Source organism: Lysinibacillus sp. C5.1, assembly GCF_016350185.1.
Taxonomy (GTDB): Bacteria; Bacillota; Bacilli; order Bacillales_A; family Planococcaceae; genus Lysinibacillus; species Lysinibacillus sphaericus.
In genome coordinates, this window is sequence record NZ_CP066226.1 from 1122952 (window position 1) to 1142259 (window position 19308).

16 protein-coding genes are annotated in these 19308 nt (G+C 38.7%); all 16 read left to right on the forward strand.

Annotation, left to right across the window (positions count from 1 at the left end; translation table 11 throughout):
• The first annotated feature begins 56 nt into the window (after positions 1-56).
• The 16 genes from I5435_RS05155 (at position 57) to rny (ending at position 19305) form a co-directional block, all read left to right on the forward strand.
• Positions 57-2351 (forward strand): FtsK/SpoIIIE family DNA translocase, encoded by a 2295-nt coding sequence (locus tag I5435_RS05155; RefSeq protein WP_337983335.1) that lies wholly within the window; start codon positions 57-59, stop codon positions 2349-2351.
• A gap of 188 nt (positions 2352-2539) precedes the next feature.
• On the forward strand, positions 2540-3268 hold the full coding sequence (locus I5435_RS05160) for a GntR family transcriptional regulator (RefSeq protein ID WP_024361974.1): 729 nt from the start codon (positions 2540-2542) through the stop codon (positions 3266-3268).
• A 53-nt stretch (positions 3269-3321) separates the two neighbouring features.
• Positions 3322-4404, forward strand: a complete 1083-nt coding sequence (locus tag I5435_RS05165; protein WP_229388783.1) for a BMP family lipoprotein — start codon at positions 3322-3324, stop codon at positions 4402-4404.
• 355 nt (positions 4405-4759) lie between these two features.
• The gene (locus I5435_RS05170; protein ID WP_024361972.1) at positions 4760-6307 is read left to right on the forward strand and encodes an ABC transporter ATP-binding protein; all 1548 of its coding nucleotides are present in this window, start codon (positions 4760-4762) and stop codon (positions 6305-6307) included.
• Positions 6307-7353: an ABC transporter permease gene (locus I5435_RS05175; RefSeq protein WP_024361971.1), complete on the forward strand. Its 1047-nt coding sequence runs from the start codon at positions 6307-6309 to the stop codon at positions 7351-7353. The genes I5435_RS05170 and I5435_RS05175 overlap by 1 nt, the downstream gene beginning before the upstream one ends.
• Position 7354: 1 nt before the next feature.
• Complete coding sequence (locus I5435_RS05180) at positions 7355-8314, forward strand: ABC transporter permease (protein ID WP_024361970.1); 960 nt, start codon at positions 7355-7357, stop codon at positions 8312-8314.
• A gap of 221 nt (positions 8315-8535) precedes the next feature.
• The gene (gene yfmF, locus I5435_RS05185; protein WP_024361969.1) at positions 8536-9807 is read left to right on the forward strand and encodes an EF-P 5-aminopentanol modification-associated protein YfmF; all 1272 of its coding nucleotides are present in this window, start codon (positions 8536-8538) and stop codon (positions 9805-9807) included.
• A complete protein-coding gene (yfmH, locus tag I5435_RS05190; protein WP_337983336.1) occupies positions 9804-11102 on the forward strand; it encodes an EF-P 5-aminopentanol modification-associated protein YfmH in 1299 nt (432 codons plus the stop codon). Before yfmF ends, yfmH begins: the two co-directional genes overlap by 4 nt.
• Positions 11102-11830: an elongation factor P 5-aminopentanone reductase gene (gene ymfI, locus I5435_RS05195; RefSeq protein WP_025218820.1), complete on the forward strand. Its 729-nt coding sequence runs from the start codon at positions 11102-11104 to the stop codon at positions 11828-11830. Before yfmH ends, ymfI begins: the two co-directional genes overlap by 1 nt.
• A 48-nt stretch (positions 11831-11878) precedes the next feature.
• Positions 11879-12136: a DUF3243 domain-containing protein gene (locus tag I5435_RS05200; RefSeq protein ID WP_024361966.1), complete on the forward strand. Its 258-nt coding sequence runs from the start codon at positions 11879-11881 to the stop codon at positions 12134-12136.
• A gap of 227 nt (positions 12137-12363) precedes the next feature.
• A complete protein-coding gene (locus I5435_RS05205) occupies positions 12364-13152 on the forward strand; it encodes a DUF3388 domain-containing protein (protein ID WP_337983337.1) in 789 nt (262 codons plus the stop codon).
• Positions 13153-13168: 16 nt separating this feature from the next.
• Positions 13169-14080 carry a helix-turn-helix domain-containing protein gene (locus tag I5435_RS05210; RefSeq protein WP_174412969.1) on the forward strand — a complete coding sequence of 304 codons (912 nt, stop codon included), beginning with the start codon at positions 13169-13171 and terminating at the stop codon, positions 14078-14080.
• Positions 14081-14127: 47 nt separating this feature from the next.
• Complete coding sequence (gene pgsA / locus I5435_RS05215) at positions 14128-14706, forward strand: CDP-diacylglycerol--glycerol-3-phosphate 3-phosphatidyltransferase (RefSeq protein ID WP_024361963.1); 579 nt, start codon at positions 14128-14130, stop codon at positions 14704-14706.
• Between the two features lie 17 nt (positions 14707-14723).
• Complete coding sequence (locus tag I5435_RS05220) at positions 14724-15983, forward strand: competence/damage-inducible protein A (RefSeq protein ID WP_108029532.1); 1260 nt, start codon at positions 14724-14726, stop codon at positions 15981-15983.
• 243 nt (positions 15984-16226) lie between these two features.
• The gene (gene recA / locus I5435_RS05225; protein ID WP_024361961.1) at positions 16227-17291 is read left to right on the forward strand and encodes a recombinase RecA; all 1065 of its coding nucleotides are present in this window, start codon (positions 16227-16229) and stop codon (positions 17289-17291) included.
• A 454-nt stretch (positions 17292-17745) separates the two neighbouring features.
• Positions 17746-19305 carry a ribonuclease Y gene (gene rny, locus I5435_RS05230; protein WP_024361960.1) on the forward strand — a complete coding sequence of 520 codons (1560 nt, stop codon included), beginning with the start codon at positions 17746-17748 and terminating at the stop codon, positions 19303-19305.
• The last annotated feature ends 3 nt before the right edge of the window (positions 19306-19308 follow it).

Here is a 19308-nt window from a genome sequence, read left to right on the forward strand (position 1 = left end):
CTACATGATATTATTCGCTACATATATAGAATGGATTGCAAAAGAAGGTGAAAAAGATGGCAAGTAATAAAAGGAAAAAAGTCACGAAAGCAAAACCAACATCCGATAAAAAAGAAATGCATCCGCTCATGTACGAAATTTTAGGGCTCATCTTAATCGCGATTGCGGTCATTATGATTTTTGAATATGGCATGATCGGGCGTATTTTACAAACCATTGCCATGTTTCTTTTAGGGAATTTACATTTTGCAGTGCCATTTATGCTTATATTTGTCGCATTGCTTCTTATGATTGGACAGAAAAAAGTAAGCCTAAAGGACCGGCTTATGTTAGGGATGGTTCTCATTGTTATGAGCTTGACTATTTTTAGTCATGGTATTTTATTTGAGCAATTAACAAAATCAGGTGGTTTATTATCGGAGTCTGTTTTGAGGGAGTCGTGGCGAATATTAATCGATACGGATGGTGTAGTCCATCGAAGTAATGCACTTGGCGGTGGTATGGTAGGTGCACTGTTATTTAGCGGTCTTCATGTATTATTTGAAGCTACAGGAGCCAAAGTGGTAGCTTGGGTTATTTTCTTTATCGGCTTAATTCTAGTTACAGGAAAAGCACTCGTTCCATATTTAGCTGAAAAAATGCCTGTGCTCTTTGGAAAATGGCAAAAAAAACAGCAAGAGAAGAAAAAAAATACGCCAAAGAAACCAAAAAATCGTCGTTCAAGAGCGGAAAGTACAGACGAGGTTGCAGCTGTCAATCACCCACCAGCAGCATATGAGGAAGAAGAGGAGGTTCCTCATGAGCCAATTATTTCTGCCTTTACGCAAAATGTTTCACATGAGCGAGTAGAACCATTGCAGACTGTAGAGCCTGCGGAGATTGAAGACGGAGAGCTTATTGATGATGTTCATATTGGTAGTGCAGACGCTGTGGAAAATGCAGATTATCAGCTTCCTTCATTCAATCTATTACAAATGCCTCCACAACATGACCAAAGCGGTGAATATTCCGTTATTCAGGCAAATGCGAAAAAGCTAGAGCAAACATTGCAAAGCTTCGGTGTAAAAGCAAAAGTAACACAAGTTCATTTGGGACCTGCTGTAACAAAGTATGAAATTTTGCCAGATATTGGTGTGAAAGTTAGTAAAATTGTCAACTTACAAGATGATCTTGCATTAGCACTTGCAGCGAAAGATATTCGGATGGAGGCACCGATTCCTGGAAAATCCGCCATTGGTATTGAAGTTCCGAATAGTGAGGTAGCAATCGTTACATTGCGAGAAGTATTAGAATCAAAAGATGGAGCAAAGCCAGAATCGCTATTACAAGTAGCTTTAGGTCGTGATATTACAGGACAAGCTGTGTTAGCTGAACTCAATAAAATGCCGCATTTACTTGTTGCAGGTTCAACGGGTAGCGGGAAAAGTGTGTGTATAAATGGCATTGTCGTATCCATACTAATGCGTACAAAGCCACATGAAGTCAAACTGATGATGATTGACCCAAAAATGGTGGAATTGAATGTTTATAATGGAATCCCTCATTTGTTAGCACCGGTTGTAACCGATGCGCGCAAAGCGTCACAAGCACTGAAAAAGGTCGTTTCAGAAATGGAACGACGCTATGATTTATTTTCACATACGGGCACGAGAAATATTGAAGGTTATAATGGGCATGTCCAAAAGGTCAATGAACAAACAGAGGAAAAGCACCCTAAATTGCCATACATCGTAGTTATTGTAGATGAGTTAGCAGACTTAATGATGGTTGCTTCAAATGACGTCGAGGATTCCATTACGCGTTTAGCACAAATGGCGCGAGCAGCGGGCATCCATTTAATATTAGCGACACAAAGACCAAGTGTAGACGTTCTAACGGGTGTTATTAAGGCGAATATCCCATCTCGAGTCGCATTTGCAGTATCATCTGCAATTGATTCGAGAACGATTTTAGATATGGGTGGAGCAGAGCGCCTGCTTGGACGTGGCGATATGTTATTTTTACCTGCTGGTGCATCGAAGCCGAAACGCGTGCAAGGTGCCTTTTTATCTGATCAGGAAGTAGAAGCGGTTGTTGACTTTGTTATAGAACAACAAAAAGCACAGTATCAGGAAGAGATGATTCCAAGTGAAGAAGAGACTGTTTTAGAAGAAACGGATGAATTATTTGACGAGGCTGTGCAATTAGTAGTAAATATGCAGACCGCTTCGGTATCAATGCTACAACGTCGCTTCCGAATTGGTTATTCGCGTGCTGCGCGCATTGTCGATCAGATGGAACAACGCGGTATTGTAGGGCCTCCAGAGGGAAGCAAGCCTCGACAGGTGCTAATTCATCAATATGATAATTAAGGAAAAAACATGGGATCATTGCGGAATTTATGTCCAAATGTTTGCGTCGAAAGTAAGGAAAGGATGATTTCTATTATTGATTTTGCTTAAAATAGTTTATTTCATTCTGCAAAAATGTTATATTTATGAACGATTAGTAGGAATGTTGTACATCAGATGTCTGATCTCTGATTTTGGTGGTGATTTATGTGACTATTAAAGCAGATCATCGTCATCTCTATCTTCAAGTAATTGATCGTTTAAAGTCTGACATCGAGACGGGCGTTTTCAAAGAAAATGAAAAACTTCCATCAGAATTTGAATTATCGAAATCACTAGGAGTAAGTCGAGCAACACTTAGAGAGGCGCTTCGACTGTTGGAAGAGGAAAATGTGATTGTGCGTCGACATGGGGTTGGTACATTTGTCAATCCTAAGCCGTTGTTTACATCAGGCATCGAGCATTTATCCAGTATTTCTTCTATGATCGAAACAGCAGGTATGGAACCAGGGTCTAAGTTTTTAAAGGCAACTGAGAATATCCCTTCTGATGAAGATTTAAAACGCTTCCAATGTGATGGCGAAGATAAAATACTCACGATTGAACGCGTCAGAACAGCAGATGGTGAGCCAGTAGTTTATTGTATAGACAAACTACCAGCTAGCTTCCTGCCTACTGACTTTGTTGACAAAAAAGAAGTTTCCCTTTTCTCGGCACTTGAGCAATCGGGTAAAATTCATGTTGCCTATGCTGTAACGTATATTGATCCGGTTGGGTATCATGAACAAGCATCACCGATTTTAAATTGTGGTCGTGAAACAGCTCTTTTAGTATTGAAACAGCTCCATTACGATGACAATGATCAAGTAGTGCTGTATTCAAAAAATTATTTCCGAGCTGATAAATTCAGCTTCCATGTAGTACGTAAACGGGTGTAGAACATTTCTAAATTATTTTCCTGCTAATTACAATACCTTGGGGGGTTAACAAAATGAAAAAACGTAAATTTGGTTTAGTCTTATCATCAGTTTTAGCTGCAAGTGCAATTTTAGGTGCATGTGGTACGAAAGACGAAGAAAAACCTGCAAAAGACAATGCTTCATCAGGCGATAACAAGACAGAAGAAACTTTTTCAGTAGCAATGGTTACTGACGTAGGTGGCGTTGACGACAAATCATTTAACCAATCAGCATGGGAAGGTGTTCAAGCTTATGGTAAAGAACACAACCTGAAAAAAGGTAAGGGTGGTTTCGACTACTTACAATCAGCTTCTGACGCTGACTACGAAACGAACTTAAACAATTTACTACGTCGTGACTTTGACTTAGTATTTGGTATTGGTTTCATGATGGCTGATGCTGTTGAAGCGGTAGCTGCTGACAACCCAGACAAACACTTTGCATTAATCGATGCTGAAGTAAAAGCTGACAACGTTGTATCTATCATGTTCAAAGAGCAAGAAGGTGCATTTTTAGCAGGTGTAGCGGCTGCTAAAATGTCTAAAACAGGTAAAATCGGCTTCGTAGGTGGCGTAGATATTCCAGTTATCAATCGTTTTGAAGCTGGTTTCGTTGAAGGTGCTAAAGCTGTTAACCCTGATATCGAAATTCAACGCAACTATACAGCTGCATTTGATAAAGCGGACCTTGGTAAAATTGCGGCCAACAGCATGTACTCTTCAGGCGTAGATATTATTTTCCACGCTGCTGGTGCAACTGGTAACGGTGTATTCTCTGAAGCAAAAGAGCGTAAAGCAAAAGACCCTAAGGCAAACGTATGGGTAATCGGTGTAGATGCTGACCAATATGATGAAGGTAAAGTAGATGATAAAACAAACGTTACTTTAACTTCTATGTTAAAAGGTGTTAACACTGCAGTAGTAGATTTCTCAAACAAAGCGAAAAATGGTGAATTCCCAGGCGGTACAACAGTTGTTTACGGTCTTGCTGAAGACGGTGTGAAACTGGCTGATTCTCGTGGTGCAATCCCAGCAGACGTACAAGCTGTTATTGACGAATATAAAGAAAAAATTATTAGCGGTGAAATCGTAGTTCCAGAAAAAGTGGAAAAATAATTCATCTCTTAATCATCATAAGGGCTTTACAACTGCCCTTATGATGATTTTTCAATCTATCGTTATATTTCGACTATTTGTAATACTCTGTTTGGATACATTTTATTTTTATATATTTTTTCCATATATAAATAGAATTATTATATTAGATTATCGTAAGTTTAAGATATGATGGTAACAAGTTAATAGAAGAAAGGTTTCTAACGATGACCTTTCCTGTATTAATTTATTTTTCAATTAGAAAATGCCTTATCTTTAGGTGAGGGTTGTGCTGTATTGCAATAGAGGCAGGAAGAAATACACCAGTGAATAAAAATTATTTTAGAGAAAATTGCCTAATAAGGGAGTGACAATATTGGAATACGTGATTGAGATGCTTGGAATCCGCAAAGAGTTTGGTGGATTCGTAGCAAATAATAACATCACCCTCCAACTAAAAAAAGGCGAGATTCATGCACTGCTAGGAGAAAATGGTGCAGGTAAATCGACTTTAATGAACGTCCTTTTCGGTCTGTATCAGCCAGAGGGTGGAGAAATTCGTGTTCGTGGGAAAGCTGTTAAAATTACAAACCCGAATGTTGCCAATGATTTGGGGATTGGCATGGTGCATCAACACTTTATGTTGGTGGAAAACTTTACAGTAACAGAAAACATTATTTTAGGTTCTGAACCTACAAAAATGGGTGTAGTCAATATTAAAGATGCAGCGAAAAAGGTGCAAGCGCTTTCTGAGAAGTATGGGCTCGATGTAGATCCAAATGCAAAAATCGAAGACATCACTGTAGGAATGCAGCAACGTGTTGAGATTTTAAAAACGCTATATCGTGGCGCAGAAATTTTAATTTTTGATGAACCGACTGCTTCTTTAACGCCACAAGAAATTACAGAGCTTATTCAAATTATGCGCCGATTAATCGCTGAAGGTAAATCGATTATTTTAATTACACATAAGCTAAAAGAAATTATGGATGTATCTGATCGAGTGACAATTATTCGTAAAGGGGAAGGGATTGGTACAGTTGTAACGGCTGAAACAAACCCTGACCAATTAGCAGAATTAATGGTTGGTCGTCAGGTTGAGTTTAAAACAGAAAAAATAGATGCTAATCCAACCGAGGAAGTACTAACGATTGAGAAGTTAGTCGTAACAGACTACCGTAATATCGATAAAGTAAAAGGTCTTAACCTTAATGTTCGCAAAGGTGAAATTGTCGGGATTGCTGGTATTGATGGTAATGGTCAATCAGAGTTAATCGAGGCAATTACGGGTTTACGTAAAGTGAAAAGCGGTACGGTAAAGCTTAACGGCAAAGATGTAACGAACATGAAACCACGTAAAATTACTGAACAAGGTGTAGGGCATATTCCACAAGACCGTCATAAGCATGGACTAGTGTTAGATTTCCCAATCGGTCACAATATTGCACTCCAAACATATTATCAACCACCGATTGCTAAAGGCTTTGTAATGGATTATAAAAAGGTATCGGAAAAAGCGAAACAAGTTATTCAAGAATATGATGTGCGTACAGGGAATGGCGAGATGACGCCTGCACGAGCTCTTTCGGGTGGTAACCAGCAAAAAGCGATTATTGGTCGTGAAATTGACCGAGATCCGGATCTACTGATTGCAGCACTTCCGACACGTGGGCTAGACGTAGGGGCAATTGAATTTATTCACTCTCGACTAATCGAGCAGCGTGATAAAGGGAAAGCCGTATTATTAATTTCATTTGAATTAGATGAAGTAATGAATGTTTCAGACCGAATCGCTGTTATTTATGACGGTCAAATTGTGGATGAGTTAAATCCAAAAGAAACAACAGAGCAAGAGCTTGGTCTATTAATGGCGGGACAAAGTAAAAAAAATAGCACAAATATAGCGAAGGAGGGGAACGACTAATGTCAAATCGTGTCATTAATATACTCGTTCCTATCATCTCAATCATTATCGGTTTAATTGTTGGTGCTATCGTAATGGTAGTCAGCGGCTATGACCCAATCCAAGGGTATAGTGCTCTTTGGACAGGTATTTTTGGAGATTCATATTCAATCGGGAACACAATTCGTCAAATAACACCGTATATTTTAGCAGGTCTAGCGGTAGCATTTGCTTTCCGTACTGGCTTATTCAACATTGGGGTTGAAGGTCAGTTAATTTTAGGTTGGCTTGCAGCAGCATGGGTTGGCTATGCTTTTGAACTACCAAAAATTATTCACTTGCCATTGGCATTACTTGCAGCAGCAGCAGCAGGTGCATTTTGGGCCTTTATTGCAGGTTTCTTAAAAGCGAAATTTAAAGTTCATGAAGTAATTGCGACAATTATGTTAAACTACACAGCGCTTTATATTGCGAACGCTGTTATAAAAAAATTGTCAGATGGTAGCTTTAAAACAGAACGTGTTCTTGAATCGGCTTCATTACGTTCTCCGTTTTTAAGAGAGCTAACAGACAACTCAAGTCTTCACTATGGGATTCTGATTGCACTTCTGATGGTAATGGTAATGTGGTTTATTTTAGAAAAAACAACGCGTGGTTATGAGTTAAAAGCAGTTGGTTTTAACCAACATGCGGCTGAATATGCTGGTATGAGTGTCAATAAAAACGTTATATTAGCTATGACGATTTCAGGTATGTTTGCTGGTCTTGGTGGTGCCATGGAGGCACTTGGTACTTTCCAAAATGCATCCATTAAAGCTGGCTTCACAGGGATTGGTTTTGATGGTATCGCTGTTGCCTTACTTGGGGCAAATACACCTCTTGGCGTAGTATTCGGGGCTTCTTTATTTGGCTCGTTAAAATATGGTGCGCTTAATATGCCGAATGCTGCAGGTATTCCAGAGGAAATCGTATCAATTATTATCGCCTTGATTATTTTCTTTGTAGCTTCAGGCTACGTTATTCGAGTAGGATTACAAAAGTTAAGTAAGAAAAAGGAGGGACAATAACATGAGCTTTTTAGAAATGTTATATTTCATCATCCCTTCTGCAATCCTTTATGCGACACCATTAATTTTCACTGCAATCGGTGGTGTATTCTCTGAACGTTCAGGTGTTGTTAACATCGGGCTAGAAGGTTTAATGATTGTCGGCGCATTTGTTGGTATTTTTGTCAATTTAGAGTATGCATCACAATTAGGTTCCGCAACAGTATGGGTGGCAATGCTTGCAGCAGTGGTTATCGGAGGAATTTTCTCCTTGCTACATGCCGTCGCAGCGATTTCATTCCGTGCCGATCAAACGGTTTCTGGGGTAGCTATTAACTTACTTGGTTTAGCGGTTACAGTATTCTTAGTGAAAATGATTTATGATAAAGGTCAGACAGATATGATTGAACAACCAATTCGTCGTTTTGCTGTTCCTTACTTAGAGGATATTCCGTTCTTTGGACCATTATTATTCCATAACGTATATAGCACTTCGATTTTAGCCTTTGCTGTGGCAATAGGTGCTTGGTTTATCATTTATAAAACACCGTTTGGTTTACGTTTACGTGCAGTAGGAGAACACCCAATGGCAGCTGATACAATGGGTGTCAAAGTTAATAAAATGCGCTATATCGCTGTTGTTATTTCAGGTGCACTTGGTGGTCTAGGTGGTGCGGTTTATGCACAAACAATTACAGGGAATTTCTCACATGCAACGATTGCTGGGCAAGGGTTCATGGCACTTGCGGCGATGATTTTTGGTAAATGGCATCCAATCGGAGCGCTTGGGGCAGCGTTATTCTTTGGTTTAGCCCAAACATTAAGTATTGCAGGGAATCAAATTCCGTATGTGCAAGATATTCCAGCAGTATATCTACAAATTTTACCTTATGTATTAACGATTTTTGCGTTAGCCGGATTTATTGGGAAAGCGAATGCACCAAAAGCAAGTGGTCAACCTTACATTAAAGGCAAACGATAAGTATCAGGCAACAGGTTTTATTCGTTGAATGACTGGACGAGGTTGGAAAGAAATGAAGCGAATAAAAAGACTGGGCAAACCATGCCCAGTCTTTTGCCTTATGCAGTAAATTATTTTACCTTTCCACATACATACTTTGGATTCTTTTTGCAATTATAGACAATAGACATGTATAGTATTTGTAGTACATTGTTATATTAAGAAAGATAGGAGGGTTTCATATGTTTAAAACAATACCTTTTGCAAAAGGTGTCAATTTGCATATCCGACAAACGACCCAATTTAAAACAGTAAATTTCTCGATAAAATGGAGAAGAGCATTAACAGCCAAAAGTGCGTCTGAACGTACGGTGTTAACCAATGTATTGCAACATAGCAATGCAAAATATACAACAACTGCTGCTTTTCGTAGTTTTTTAGATGACCTATACGGAACAGTGTTGTATTTTGATACATCAAAGCGTGGTAACGAGCATACGGTATTGATGAATGTTGAAACCGTAAACGATCAATATTTGGCGAATACAAGTGTATTAAACGATGTGCTAGGCATCATGCATACAGCAATTTTTGAGCCGAATTTAGAAAACGGTATATTTAAGGAATCCATTGTAGAACGCGAAAAGAAAATGGTCATTCAACGTATTGAATCTATTTTTGATGATAAGTCTCGCTTTGCACAGATGCGTCTTCAAGAAATTTTACGTCCAAATGAGCCTGCCTCTATTTCAGCAAATGGGACAGTGGAAGACATCCAAAGTATTACTCCAGCATCTTTAGTGGCAGCGTACGAATCAATGCTAACTACTGACAAAATCGATATTTATGTTGCAGGCGATATCAATGAAGATGAGCTTGTTGCAAAACTTAAAAAGGCACTGCCTTTTAAAGATCGTGTACCAGAAGAAATTCCAACTGTTGTGCCTCAGAAACACCCACAAAATGATTATGTACGCGAACAACAGGAAATGAAGCAAGGGAAACTGCATATTGGCTTTAGTACACCAGTGCGATTTGGTGATGCAGATTTTGCTAAAATGCAAATCTTTAATGGTGTTTTCGGTGGTTATCCACATGCCAAATTATTTATGAATGTTCGTGAAAAAGAAAGTTTGGCCTACTATGCTTCTAGCTCATATGCATCACATTATGGCTTATTATTTGTGGTGTCTGGCATTGAGGCGAAAAATGAAGAAAAAGCACTAAATTTGATTAAAGAACAACTTGTGGCAATACAAGCAGGGAATATTACCGATTTAGAATTAGACCAAACGAAAGCGATGCTGACAAATCAGTTAAAGGAATCGCTTGATTCTGCGCGTGGTCAAATTGAAATTTTTGACCAATACAAAGATTTACCAGAGGAATTTTCTGTCGAAGCTTGGGCAACGAAGTGGCAAGCTGTGACAAAAGAAGATGTTGTCGACATGGCGAAACAAGTGAAGTTAGAAGCGGTCTATTTCTTAAGTGGAAAGGAGCAAACCGCACAATGAAAACAATTGAATTCAAACAATTAGATGAAACACTTTACTATGAAAAACTAGAGAATGGTTTGGATGTCTATATTTTACCAAAAAAAGGATTCTCAAAAACATTTGTAACGTTCACAACGAAGTACGGTTCTGTTGACCGCACATTTGTACCGCTTGGAGAATCGCAAAGCATTACAGTACCGGATGGCATTGCCCACTTTTTAGAGCATAAGATGTTTGAAAAAGAAGATGGCGATGTGTTCCAAAAATTTAGCGAATATGGTGCTTCAGCCAATGCTTTTACTTCTTTCACACGGACTGCGTATTTATTTTCATCAACAGATAATATTTATACAAGCACTGAAACTTTATTGAATTTTGTTCAAGAGCCATACTTTACAGAGGCTACGGTTAATAAAGAAAAAGGGATCATTGGTCAGGAAATTACAATGTATGATGACCAACCAGATTGGCGCCTATACTTTGGCACAATTGAAAATATGTATCATACTCACCCAGTGAAAATTGATATTGCGGGGACAATTGAATCAATTGACGGCATTACAGCTGACCATCTATATACGTGTTACAATACGTTTTATCATCCATCTAATATGCTATTATTTGCTATTGGTGCCGTGGAGCCTGAAGAAATGATGGCATTTATACGTGAAAATCAAGGCAAAAAAGAGTTCCCAGAGCCTACACCAATTCAGCGTTTCTTTGAGGAAGAGCCAACGGATGTTGCTGTAAAAGAACGCACATTGCACATGGATGTGCAAAAACCAAAGGTCTACATGGGCTTAAAAGCGAAAGACACGAATTTGTCTGGCCGAGAAATGTTAAAACATGAGCTATCCGTACAAATTGCATTAGAGCTTATTTTTGGGCGAACTTCAAGCTTTTATGAACGCGTTTATGATGAAGGCTTGATTGACGAATCCTATGCGTTTGACTTTACGTTAGAAAAAGGTTTTGGCTTTGCGTTGATTGGCTCTGATTCTACAGAACCTGATACATTAGCAAAAGCCATTAAAGCTGAATTAGAAAAATACGAAAAAGGTGCGCAATTTGCCAGTGCAGATTTAGAACGCATCAAGCGTAAAAAAATCGGCTTTTTCTTACGTGCATTAAATTCAATCGAATTTATCGCGAATCAATTTACACGTTATTCTTTTAATGATATGAATTTATTCGACGTTGTCCCTGTCTTAGAAGAATTAACAATTGAAGATTTAACTAAAGCGTTTGCTTCTATCCAAGGTGAATCTCAACAAACTGTATTCAAAGTGTTACCAACAGAAAAGGGCGCATAATGAAAAAATTTGCCCTAATAGTAGGTGCATCGGGTGAGATCGGTCGTGCTATTTGTCGAAGTTTGGCACAAGACGGCTGGTCTCTCTACGTGCATTATGCCCATAACAAGCAAATGGCACAAGTTTTATGTGATACGCTCGCAGGCGATTTTCCAGCGCAGGAATTTATGCTTGTACAAGGAGATTTTACAAATATACAAGCAGCGCAAAAATTGGCTTCACAAGTATTTAGTGTCCAAGCAATTGTTTTTGCGAACGGGCAAGCACATTATGCCTTGTTGGAGGATACAACAGCGGAGGAAATGGATGCATTATGGCGTGTTCATGTGCAAAACCCGATGCAATTAACAGCTTTATTATCTTCAAAACTACGTACTCATGATGTCAGTTATGTGCTTTTTATCGGTTCTATTTGGGGCGAAGCAGGATCTGCTGGAGAAGCACTTTACGCAACGGTAAAAGGTGCGCAGCATGCTTTTGTGAAGTCCTATGCCAAAGAGGCTGCATTATCTGGTATTCGTGTTAATGCAATTGCCCCAGGCTTTATCAATACTTCGATGAATAATCATTTAAGTAATGAAGAACTACAGTACATTTTAGAAGATATTCCATTAGGTTCAGTCGGTCATACAACAGATGTAGCTGAAATGGTTCGTTTTTATCTGTCAGGAAAAGCAAATTATGTGACAGGACAAATAATTCGATTAAATGGTGGTTGGTACATATAATATCTCTTCTTTTTGCACATACTACATGTGTAAAGGAGGAGGAAACATATGACCATTTTAGAAAACTGGCAAAAATGGACATCTTTTTTAGGACAAAATGTTATGCAGGCTGAATCAAGCGGTATGCCAAAGAAAATGATTCAACAAGCTGCTGTACAAATTGGCGAATATTTGGCGACAAATATCGACCCTAAAAATGAACAAGAACGAGTGCTGTCGGATTTATGGGGCGTTGCCTCTGATGATGAAAAGCAAGCGTTGGCGAATTGTGTCGTAAAACTTGTGCAAAATAAACATGTACAGTAAAAAAAGAGGAGAGCTACTCTCCTCTTTTTTCTATATTAAAAATCGATATTTGCGTGGAAAAGGGAACGTATGTAAGTCTATTTCCGGTGGGACAATAAATTTTAGTAAGAATTTAAAAATAACGCTATAATTCCATGTATTCTAACTTTCCATTACATAAAAAATCAGCTATGATGGAACTTATAAAAGATTTTTTACGTTAACTAATAGGAAGGGAACGAGTGTGTTTGAGCGATTGGTACTTTGAATATGAAATTCAGGTGAATCGCCCTGGATTATTAGGAGATATTGCTTCACTTTTAGGGATGCTTCGTGTCAATATTATATCAATAAATGGTGTCGATGAAGACCGGCGTGGTATGCTAGTGTATACAGACAATGATGAAGCAATTGAGCGTTTTCGTACAATTGTTTCGACAATGGAACATATCCACGTTACTAAATTTCGACAACCAAAACTCCGTGATCGTTTAGCTATTAGGCATGGTCATTATATTCCTCGAGATGCAGATGAAAAAAATACTTTTCGCTTCGTCCGAGATGAACTAGGTATTTTAGTGGATTTTATGGCAGAACTCTTTAAAAAGGAAGGTCATAAACTCATTGGGATACGTGGGATGCCTCGGGTTGGTAAAACGGAATCTATTGTTGCGGCAAGTGTTTGTGCCAATAAAAAGTGGATTTTTTTATCATCTACAATGATTAAACAAACTATTCGTAATAAGCTTGCAGGCGATGAATTCAGTGACAATAATATTTTTATACTGGATGGCATTGTAACACGTCGTTCCGCTGATGAGCGACATTTGCAATTAGTGCGTGAAATGATGAATATGCCTTCGATTAAAGTTGTAGAGCATCCAGATATGTTTGTTCAGCATTCTGAATATAAGATTGAGGATTTTGATTATATCATTGAACTACGGCATCACCCAGATGAAGAAATTACTTATGAAATAATGGAAAAAAATCATATGATGTCCGAATCCGATTCATTTGGAGGATTTAATTTTTAATTTGATATTAAAGTAGGTGTTATTAGTGGCGGAATTAGGGACTCGACTGAAAGAGGCGAGACTGTCTAAAGGCTACAGCTTAGACGATTTACAAGAAATAACAAAAATTCAAAAACGTTATTTAGTAGGTATTGAAGAAGGCAATTATTCAATTATGCCAGGTTCGTTTTATGTACGAGCTTTTATTAAACAATATGCAGAGGCTGTTGGGTTAAATCCAGAGGAAATTTTAGAGACATTTAAAAGCGAATTGCCAGGGACACCGAACGACCAAGTTAGCCAATCATTGACTCAAACTTCAACTAGAAGAAAGGTTTCAAAAACCTCTTCGAATAAAATGATGGAGGCTATGCCGAAAGTCATTGTCGCTTTATTTATTATTGTTATTATCGTGGCAATTTGGGTTCTATTTCAAAATAGAAGCAACTCAGGAACGGGTGAAAGTAATGATACACCACCAGTAATGGAGTACGATAAAAAACCAAAACCAATAGATAATGAAAAAGATAAAGAGGAAGAAGATAAAAAAGCTCAAGCTAATACAGAAAAAGAGCAGACAGAAGATGTAACACCAGATGATAGTAAAACCGAAGAGGTTAAGCAAACGATTTCAGCAGGTACAATCGAAGCAGATGGCGCTACAACATCTTACACTTTAACGGGTACTGATACATTTAAAATACGAATTGAAGTATCAGGACCTACATTTATTGGTATTCGTAACCAACAGCAGCAAGAATTACTGACTGATACGCGTGTGTATAAAGCGGGGGAAATTGTAGAGTTTGATGCAACAGCACAAAGCTATGCACGTATTCGTTTAGGTAATTCTACGCAAGCTAAGGTCTATATTAATGACGAGCTTTTAACGTATGCACAGCAAATCGTAACGCAAAATATTGTCGTCAATTTCAATAAAGAACAGTAGTCATCCTATGATGACTACTTTCTTTCATCATGAAAGGTGTTAGTAAAATGAACATTCCAAATAAAATTACCATTTCACGTATCTTACTTATTCCGTTTTTTGTCATTGTTATGATGTTTGATTTCGGCTGGGGAACAATGACCTTATTTAGTGCAGAGATGCCAGTCCATCATTTTGTGGGAGCTCTTATTTTTATTATTGCATCGACTACGGATTGGGTAGATGGTTACTATGCGAGAAAGTATAATCTTGTAACAACGTTTGGTAAATTTTTAGACCCATTAGCAGATAAGTTACTTGTTTCTGCAGCGTTTATTCTAATGGTAGAGCTTGGTATGGCACCAGCTTGGATTATTATTGTTATTATTAGCCGCGAATTTGCTGTAACTGGCTTACGTTTAATTCTTGCAGGCGGTGGAGAAGTAGTAGCAGCCAATCAGCTTGGCAAGATCAAAACATGGGCACAAATTGTTGCGATTGCAGCAGCCCTTTTACACAATACAATATTTGTGTATTTCGGTATCCCGTTTGATAAAATAATGCTATATATTGCATTATTCTTTACACTATGGTCTGGATGGGATTATTTCTATCTAAATCGACGTGTGTTACTTGAGTCTAAATAAGAAAGGTCTTGTGGATTATGAATGCTGAAATCCTTGCAGTTGGCTCAGAGTTATTACTTGGACAGATTACAAATACAAATGCAAAATTTATTTCAAATCAGCTATCTGAGTTAGGAATTAATGTGTTTTATCATACCGTTGTTGGTGACAATTCAAAACGGTTAGAAGAAGCAATTAGCATTGCGGAATCGCGCGCTAATCTCATTATTTTTTCAGGAGGCTTAGGTCCAACAAAGGATGATTTGACGAAGGAGACGATTGCTCGCCATCTTGGAGTAGACCTTGTATTCGATCAAGTTGCATTGACATATATTGAGGAGTTTTTTGCTAAACGAGGCCGTTCAATGACGGACAATAATCGCAAGCAGGCGCTAATATTAGCAGGTAGTGAGGTGCTTGCTAATCATCATGGTATGGCACCAGGAATGATTTTAACAAAAGATAATTGCACTTATATTTTACTTCCTGGCCCTCCAAAGGAATTAGAGCCGATGTTCCAATTTGAAGCGAAGCCAAAGCTTGGTAAAATGCTTAATGATGGCGGAGTAATTGTGTCTCACGTAATGCGTTTTTATGGTATTGGGGAAGCAGAGTTAGAAGTATATGTACAGGATATTTTAGATACACAAACCAATCCAACGGTTGCCCCGCTAGCAGCTGATGGAGAGGTCACTTTACGCGTAACAGCGAAGGCCCAATCAGAGGACGACGCGCACCAGTTGATTGCTGCAAAAGTGGCAGAAATTCGTGCTATTGTTGGCGACTATCAATATGGCATAAATGATGACTCACTCGCCTCAAAAACGGTGGAAATGTTGCAGGACAATAATTTAACGATTGCTGCGGCAGAAAGTTTAACAGCTGGTTTATTTCAATCAGAGCTGGCTGAAATACCAGGTGTAGGCAATGTGCTCATTGGAGGACTGGTGACCTATACCGAAGATGCGAAAGTAAAGCAGCTTGGCATTTCTCAACAATTACTAGATACGCATGGTATTGTGAGCAGTGAATGTGCTGCGGCAATGGCTAGTGCAGTACGTCAAAAATTTGGTACAAGTATCGGTATCGGACTAACAGGTGCGGCTGGTCCTACAGCACATGACCATCAGCCGGTAGGAACGGTATGGATTGGTATTGCCATAGATGACGAAGAGCCAATTACGTATTTACTTCACTTATCGGGTATGCGCAATACAAACCGATTGCGTGCCGTGAAGTTTACTTGTCACTATTTAATGCAGCAATTGGAAGCACGAGGTTACAAGAAACGTATTTAGCTTGCTTCACAAGTCTATCACTTCTAAAAGTGTAAGATGCATGTACAGGTTATGAAGCTATTACACTAAAAATAGCATTGATTATGATAGTTCAAAATGGGAATTTGGGTAGGAAAAACTTATCCAAATTTTTATTTTGCACAAAAATCGAATAAATGTTCGCTTTTTTCTTGCGTGTTCTCTCAAAAACAAGTATAGTAGAGATAGATAAAAACAGTGAACAGTTTCAAAGGAGGAAAAACAATGAGTGATCGTAAAGCAGCCTTAGAACAGGCGTTAAAACAAATTGAAAAGAATTTCGGTAAAGGCTCTATCATGAAGCTAGGCGAAAAAACAGATTTAGAAATTGCTACATCTTCAAGTGGTTCGCTAGCGCTTGATGCAGCATTAGGTGTTGGTGGCTATCCACGTGGACGTATTATTGAAGTATATGGTCCAGAATCATCAGGTAAAACGACCGTTGCGCTTCATGCGATTGCGGAAGTACAAGCTAAGGGCGGACAAGCAGCATTTATCGATGCTGAACATGCATTAGATCCAATTTACGCTCAAAAATTAGGCGTAAATATTGATGAACTATTACTATCTCAACCAGATACAGGTGAGCAAGCGCTTGAAATTGCAGAAGCATTAGTGCGTAGTGGGGCGATTGATATTATCGTTATTGACTCTGTTGCAGCACTTGTACCAAAAGCTGAAATCGAAGGCGATATGGGTGATTCGCACGTTGGTTTACAAGCTCGTTTAATGTCTCAAGCATTACGTAAGCTTTCAGGTGCGATTAATAAGTCTAAAACAATCGCTATTTTCATTAACCAAATTCGTGAAAAAATTGGTGTTATGTTCGGAAATCCAGAAACAACTCCTGGTGGTCGTGCGCTAAAATTCTATAGCTCAGTTCGTTTAGAAGTACGTCGTGCTGAAGCAATCAAACAAGGTAATGACATTATGGGTAACCGTACGAAAATTAAAATTGTCAAAAATAAAGTAGCGCCACCATTCCGTACAGCTGAAGTTGATATTATGTATGGTGAAGGGATTTCTAAAGAAGGCGAAACGGTGGATTTAGGTGTAGAATTAGACATCGTTCAAAAAAGTGGATCTTGGTATGCATATGGTGATGAGCGTCTAGGCCAAGGACGTGAAAACGCAAAACAATATTTAAAAGAAAACCCTGCTATTTTAGAAGAAATTGCAAATAAAATTCGTTCTTCTTATGGCATAGCTGCATCATCTTATACCATTGCTGCACATGATGATGAGGAAATGGATGAAGAGTTAATGCTTCTTCTTGAAGATGACAAATAATAATACATCGTTCTCACTCTAATGGGGTGAGGACGATTTTTTTGTTTTCATTGTAGTTTCATAGGCATGAATTGCGCTTGACCGTCTGCTAAAGTATAGCCAGTAAGAAAGAAGTCTTCGTTTTGTCAAAGAAAGTGAAAATAATTGTATTAAGATGTACGTAATTGTGGTAATAATTGTATTGACACCTTTGTCCCAAATAAATTCATTTTTAAGGAGCATAGGTATTTTATCTAGCACAAAAGATACAGTAAATTTATAGTCCTTATGGATATGACTTACTTTTTTTCTTTCAGATAGGCGAACAGATGCCCGTCTATCCTTGACAGAGCTTGGGGCTAGCTATACAATTAAATATGTATAATTTCTGAATTATGACTTTAAAATAGGCAGTACAATTTTTGTATGCGCCGACTGAAACTGTATTACCCAAATAGCAAGAGGAGGTGTTCATATGGATGGAATTACTATCATCTCCGCTTTGCTTGGACTCATCGTTGGTGCCGCTGTTAGCTATATCTACATGAAAAAAGTGAATGACTCAAAAATCACTGGTGCTAAACATGTCGCTGAAACAATCGTTGAAGAAGGAAAACGAGAAGCGGAGGCATTAAAGAAAGAAGCACTACTTGAAGCCAAAGATGAAACTCACAAATTTCGCACTGAAGCCGAAAATGACATTCGTGACCGTCGTTTAGAACTTCAAAAACAAGAGAACCGTTTATTGCAAAGAGAAGAGAATCTTGATCGCAAGGATGATGCTCTAAATAAGAGAGAAGCCGGCTTAGAGCGTAAAGAACAAGCTCTAGCTGAAAGACAACAGCATATTGAACAGATGGAAAGCAAAGTGGACGAGCTCGTTGCAGCGCAAAAAACAGAGCTAGAGCGCATTTCTGCATTAACAAGAGATGAAGCTAAGACTATTATCTTAAGTGAAGTAGAAAAAGAGCTAGCAACTGATATTGCAGTGATGACGAAGGAATCTGAAACGCGTGTGAAAGAGGAATCTGATAAAAAGGCGCGTGAAATTTTATCATTGGCACTACAACGCTTTGCTGCAGATCACGTAGCAGAAACAACTGTTTCTGTTGTGAACTTGCCAAATGATGAAATGAAGGGCCGTATTATTGGTAGAGAGGGTCGAAATATCCGTACACTCGAAACGTTAACAGGTATCGATTTAATTATCGATGATACGCCAGAAGCTGTTATTTTATCTGGTTTTGATCCAATTCGTCGTGAAACGGCTCGACTTGCACTTGAAAAGCTGGTACAGGATGGTCGTATTCACCCTGCTCGAATCGAAGAAATGGTTGAAAAATCTCGTCGCGAGGTAGATGAACAAATTCGTGAAACAGGGGAACAAACGACATTTGAAATCGGCATCCACAATCTACACCCTGACCTAATGAAGATTTTGGGCCGCATGAAATATCGTACAAGCTACGGGCAAAACGTCCTAAAACATTCGGTGGAGGTAGCATATTTAGCAGGCTTACTAGCTGCTGAACTTGGTGAAGACGTAGCGTTAGCTCGTCGTGCTGGCTTATTGCATGATATAGGGAAAGCAATCGACCACGAAGTTGAAGGAAGCCATGTTGAAATCGGCGTGGAGTTAGCAACGAAATATAAAGAACATCCTGTTGTTATTAACAGTATCGCTTCTCACCATGGTGATACAGAAGCAACATCTGTCATTGCAGTATTAGTAGCTGCAGCTGATGCATTATCAGCAGCGCGTCCTGGTGCTCGAAGTGAGACACTGGAAAACTATATTCGCAGACTAGAAAAATTAGAAGAGATTTCTGAAAGTTACGATGGTGTTGAAAAATCATATGCCATCCAAGCAGGACGTGAAATCCGTATTATTGTTCAACCAGAAAAAATTGACGATTTAGCTTCTCATCGACTTGCGCGTGATATTCGTAAGCGCATTGAAGAAGAACTAGATTATCCAGGACATATTAAAGTAACTGTTATCCGCGAAACACGTGCAGTGGAGTACGCGAAATAATAA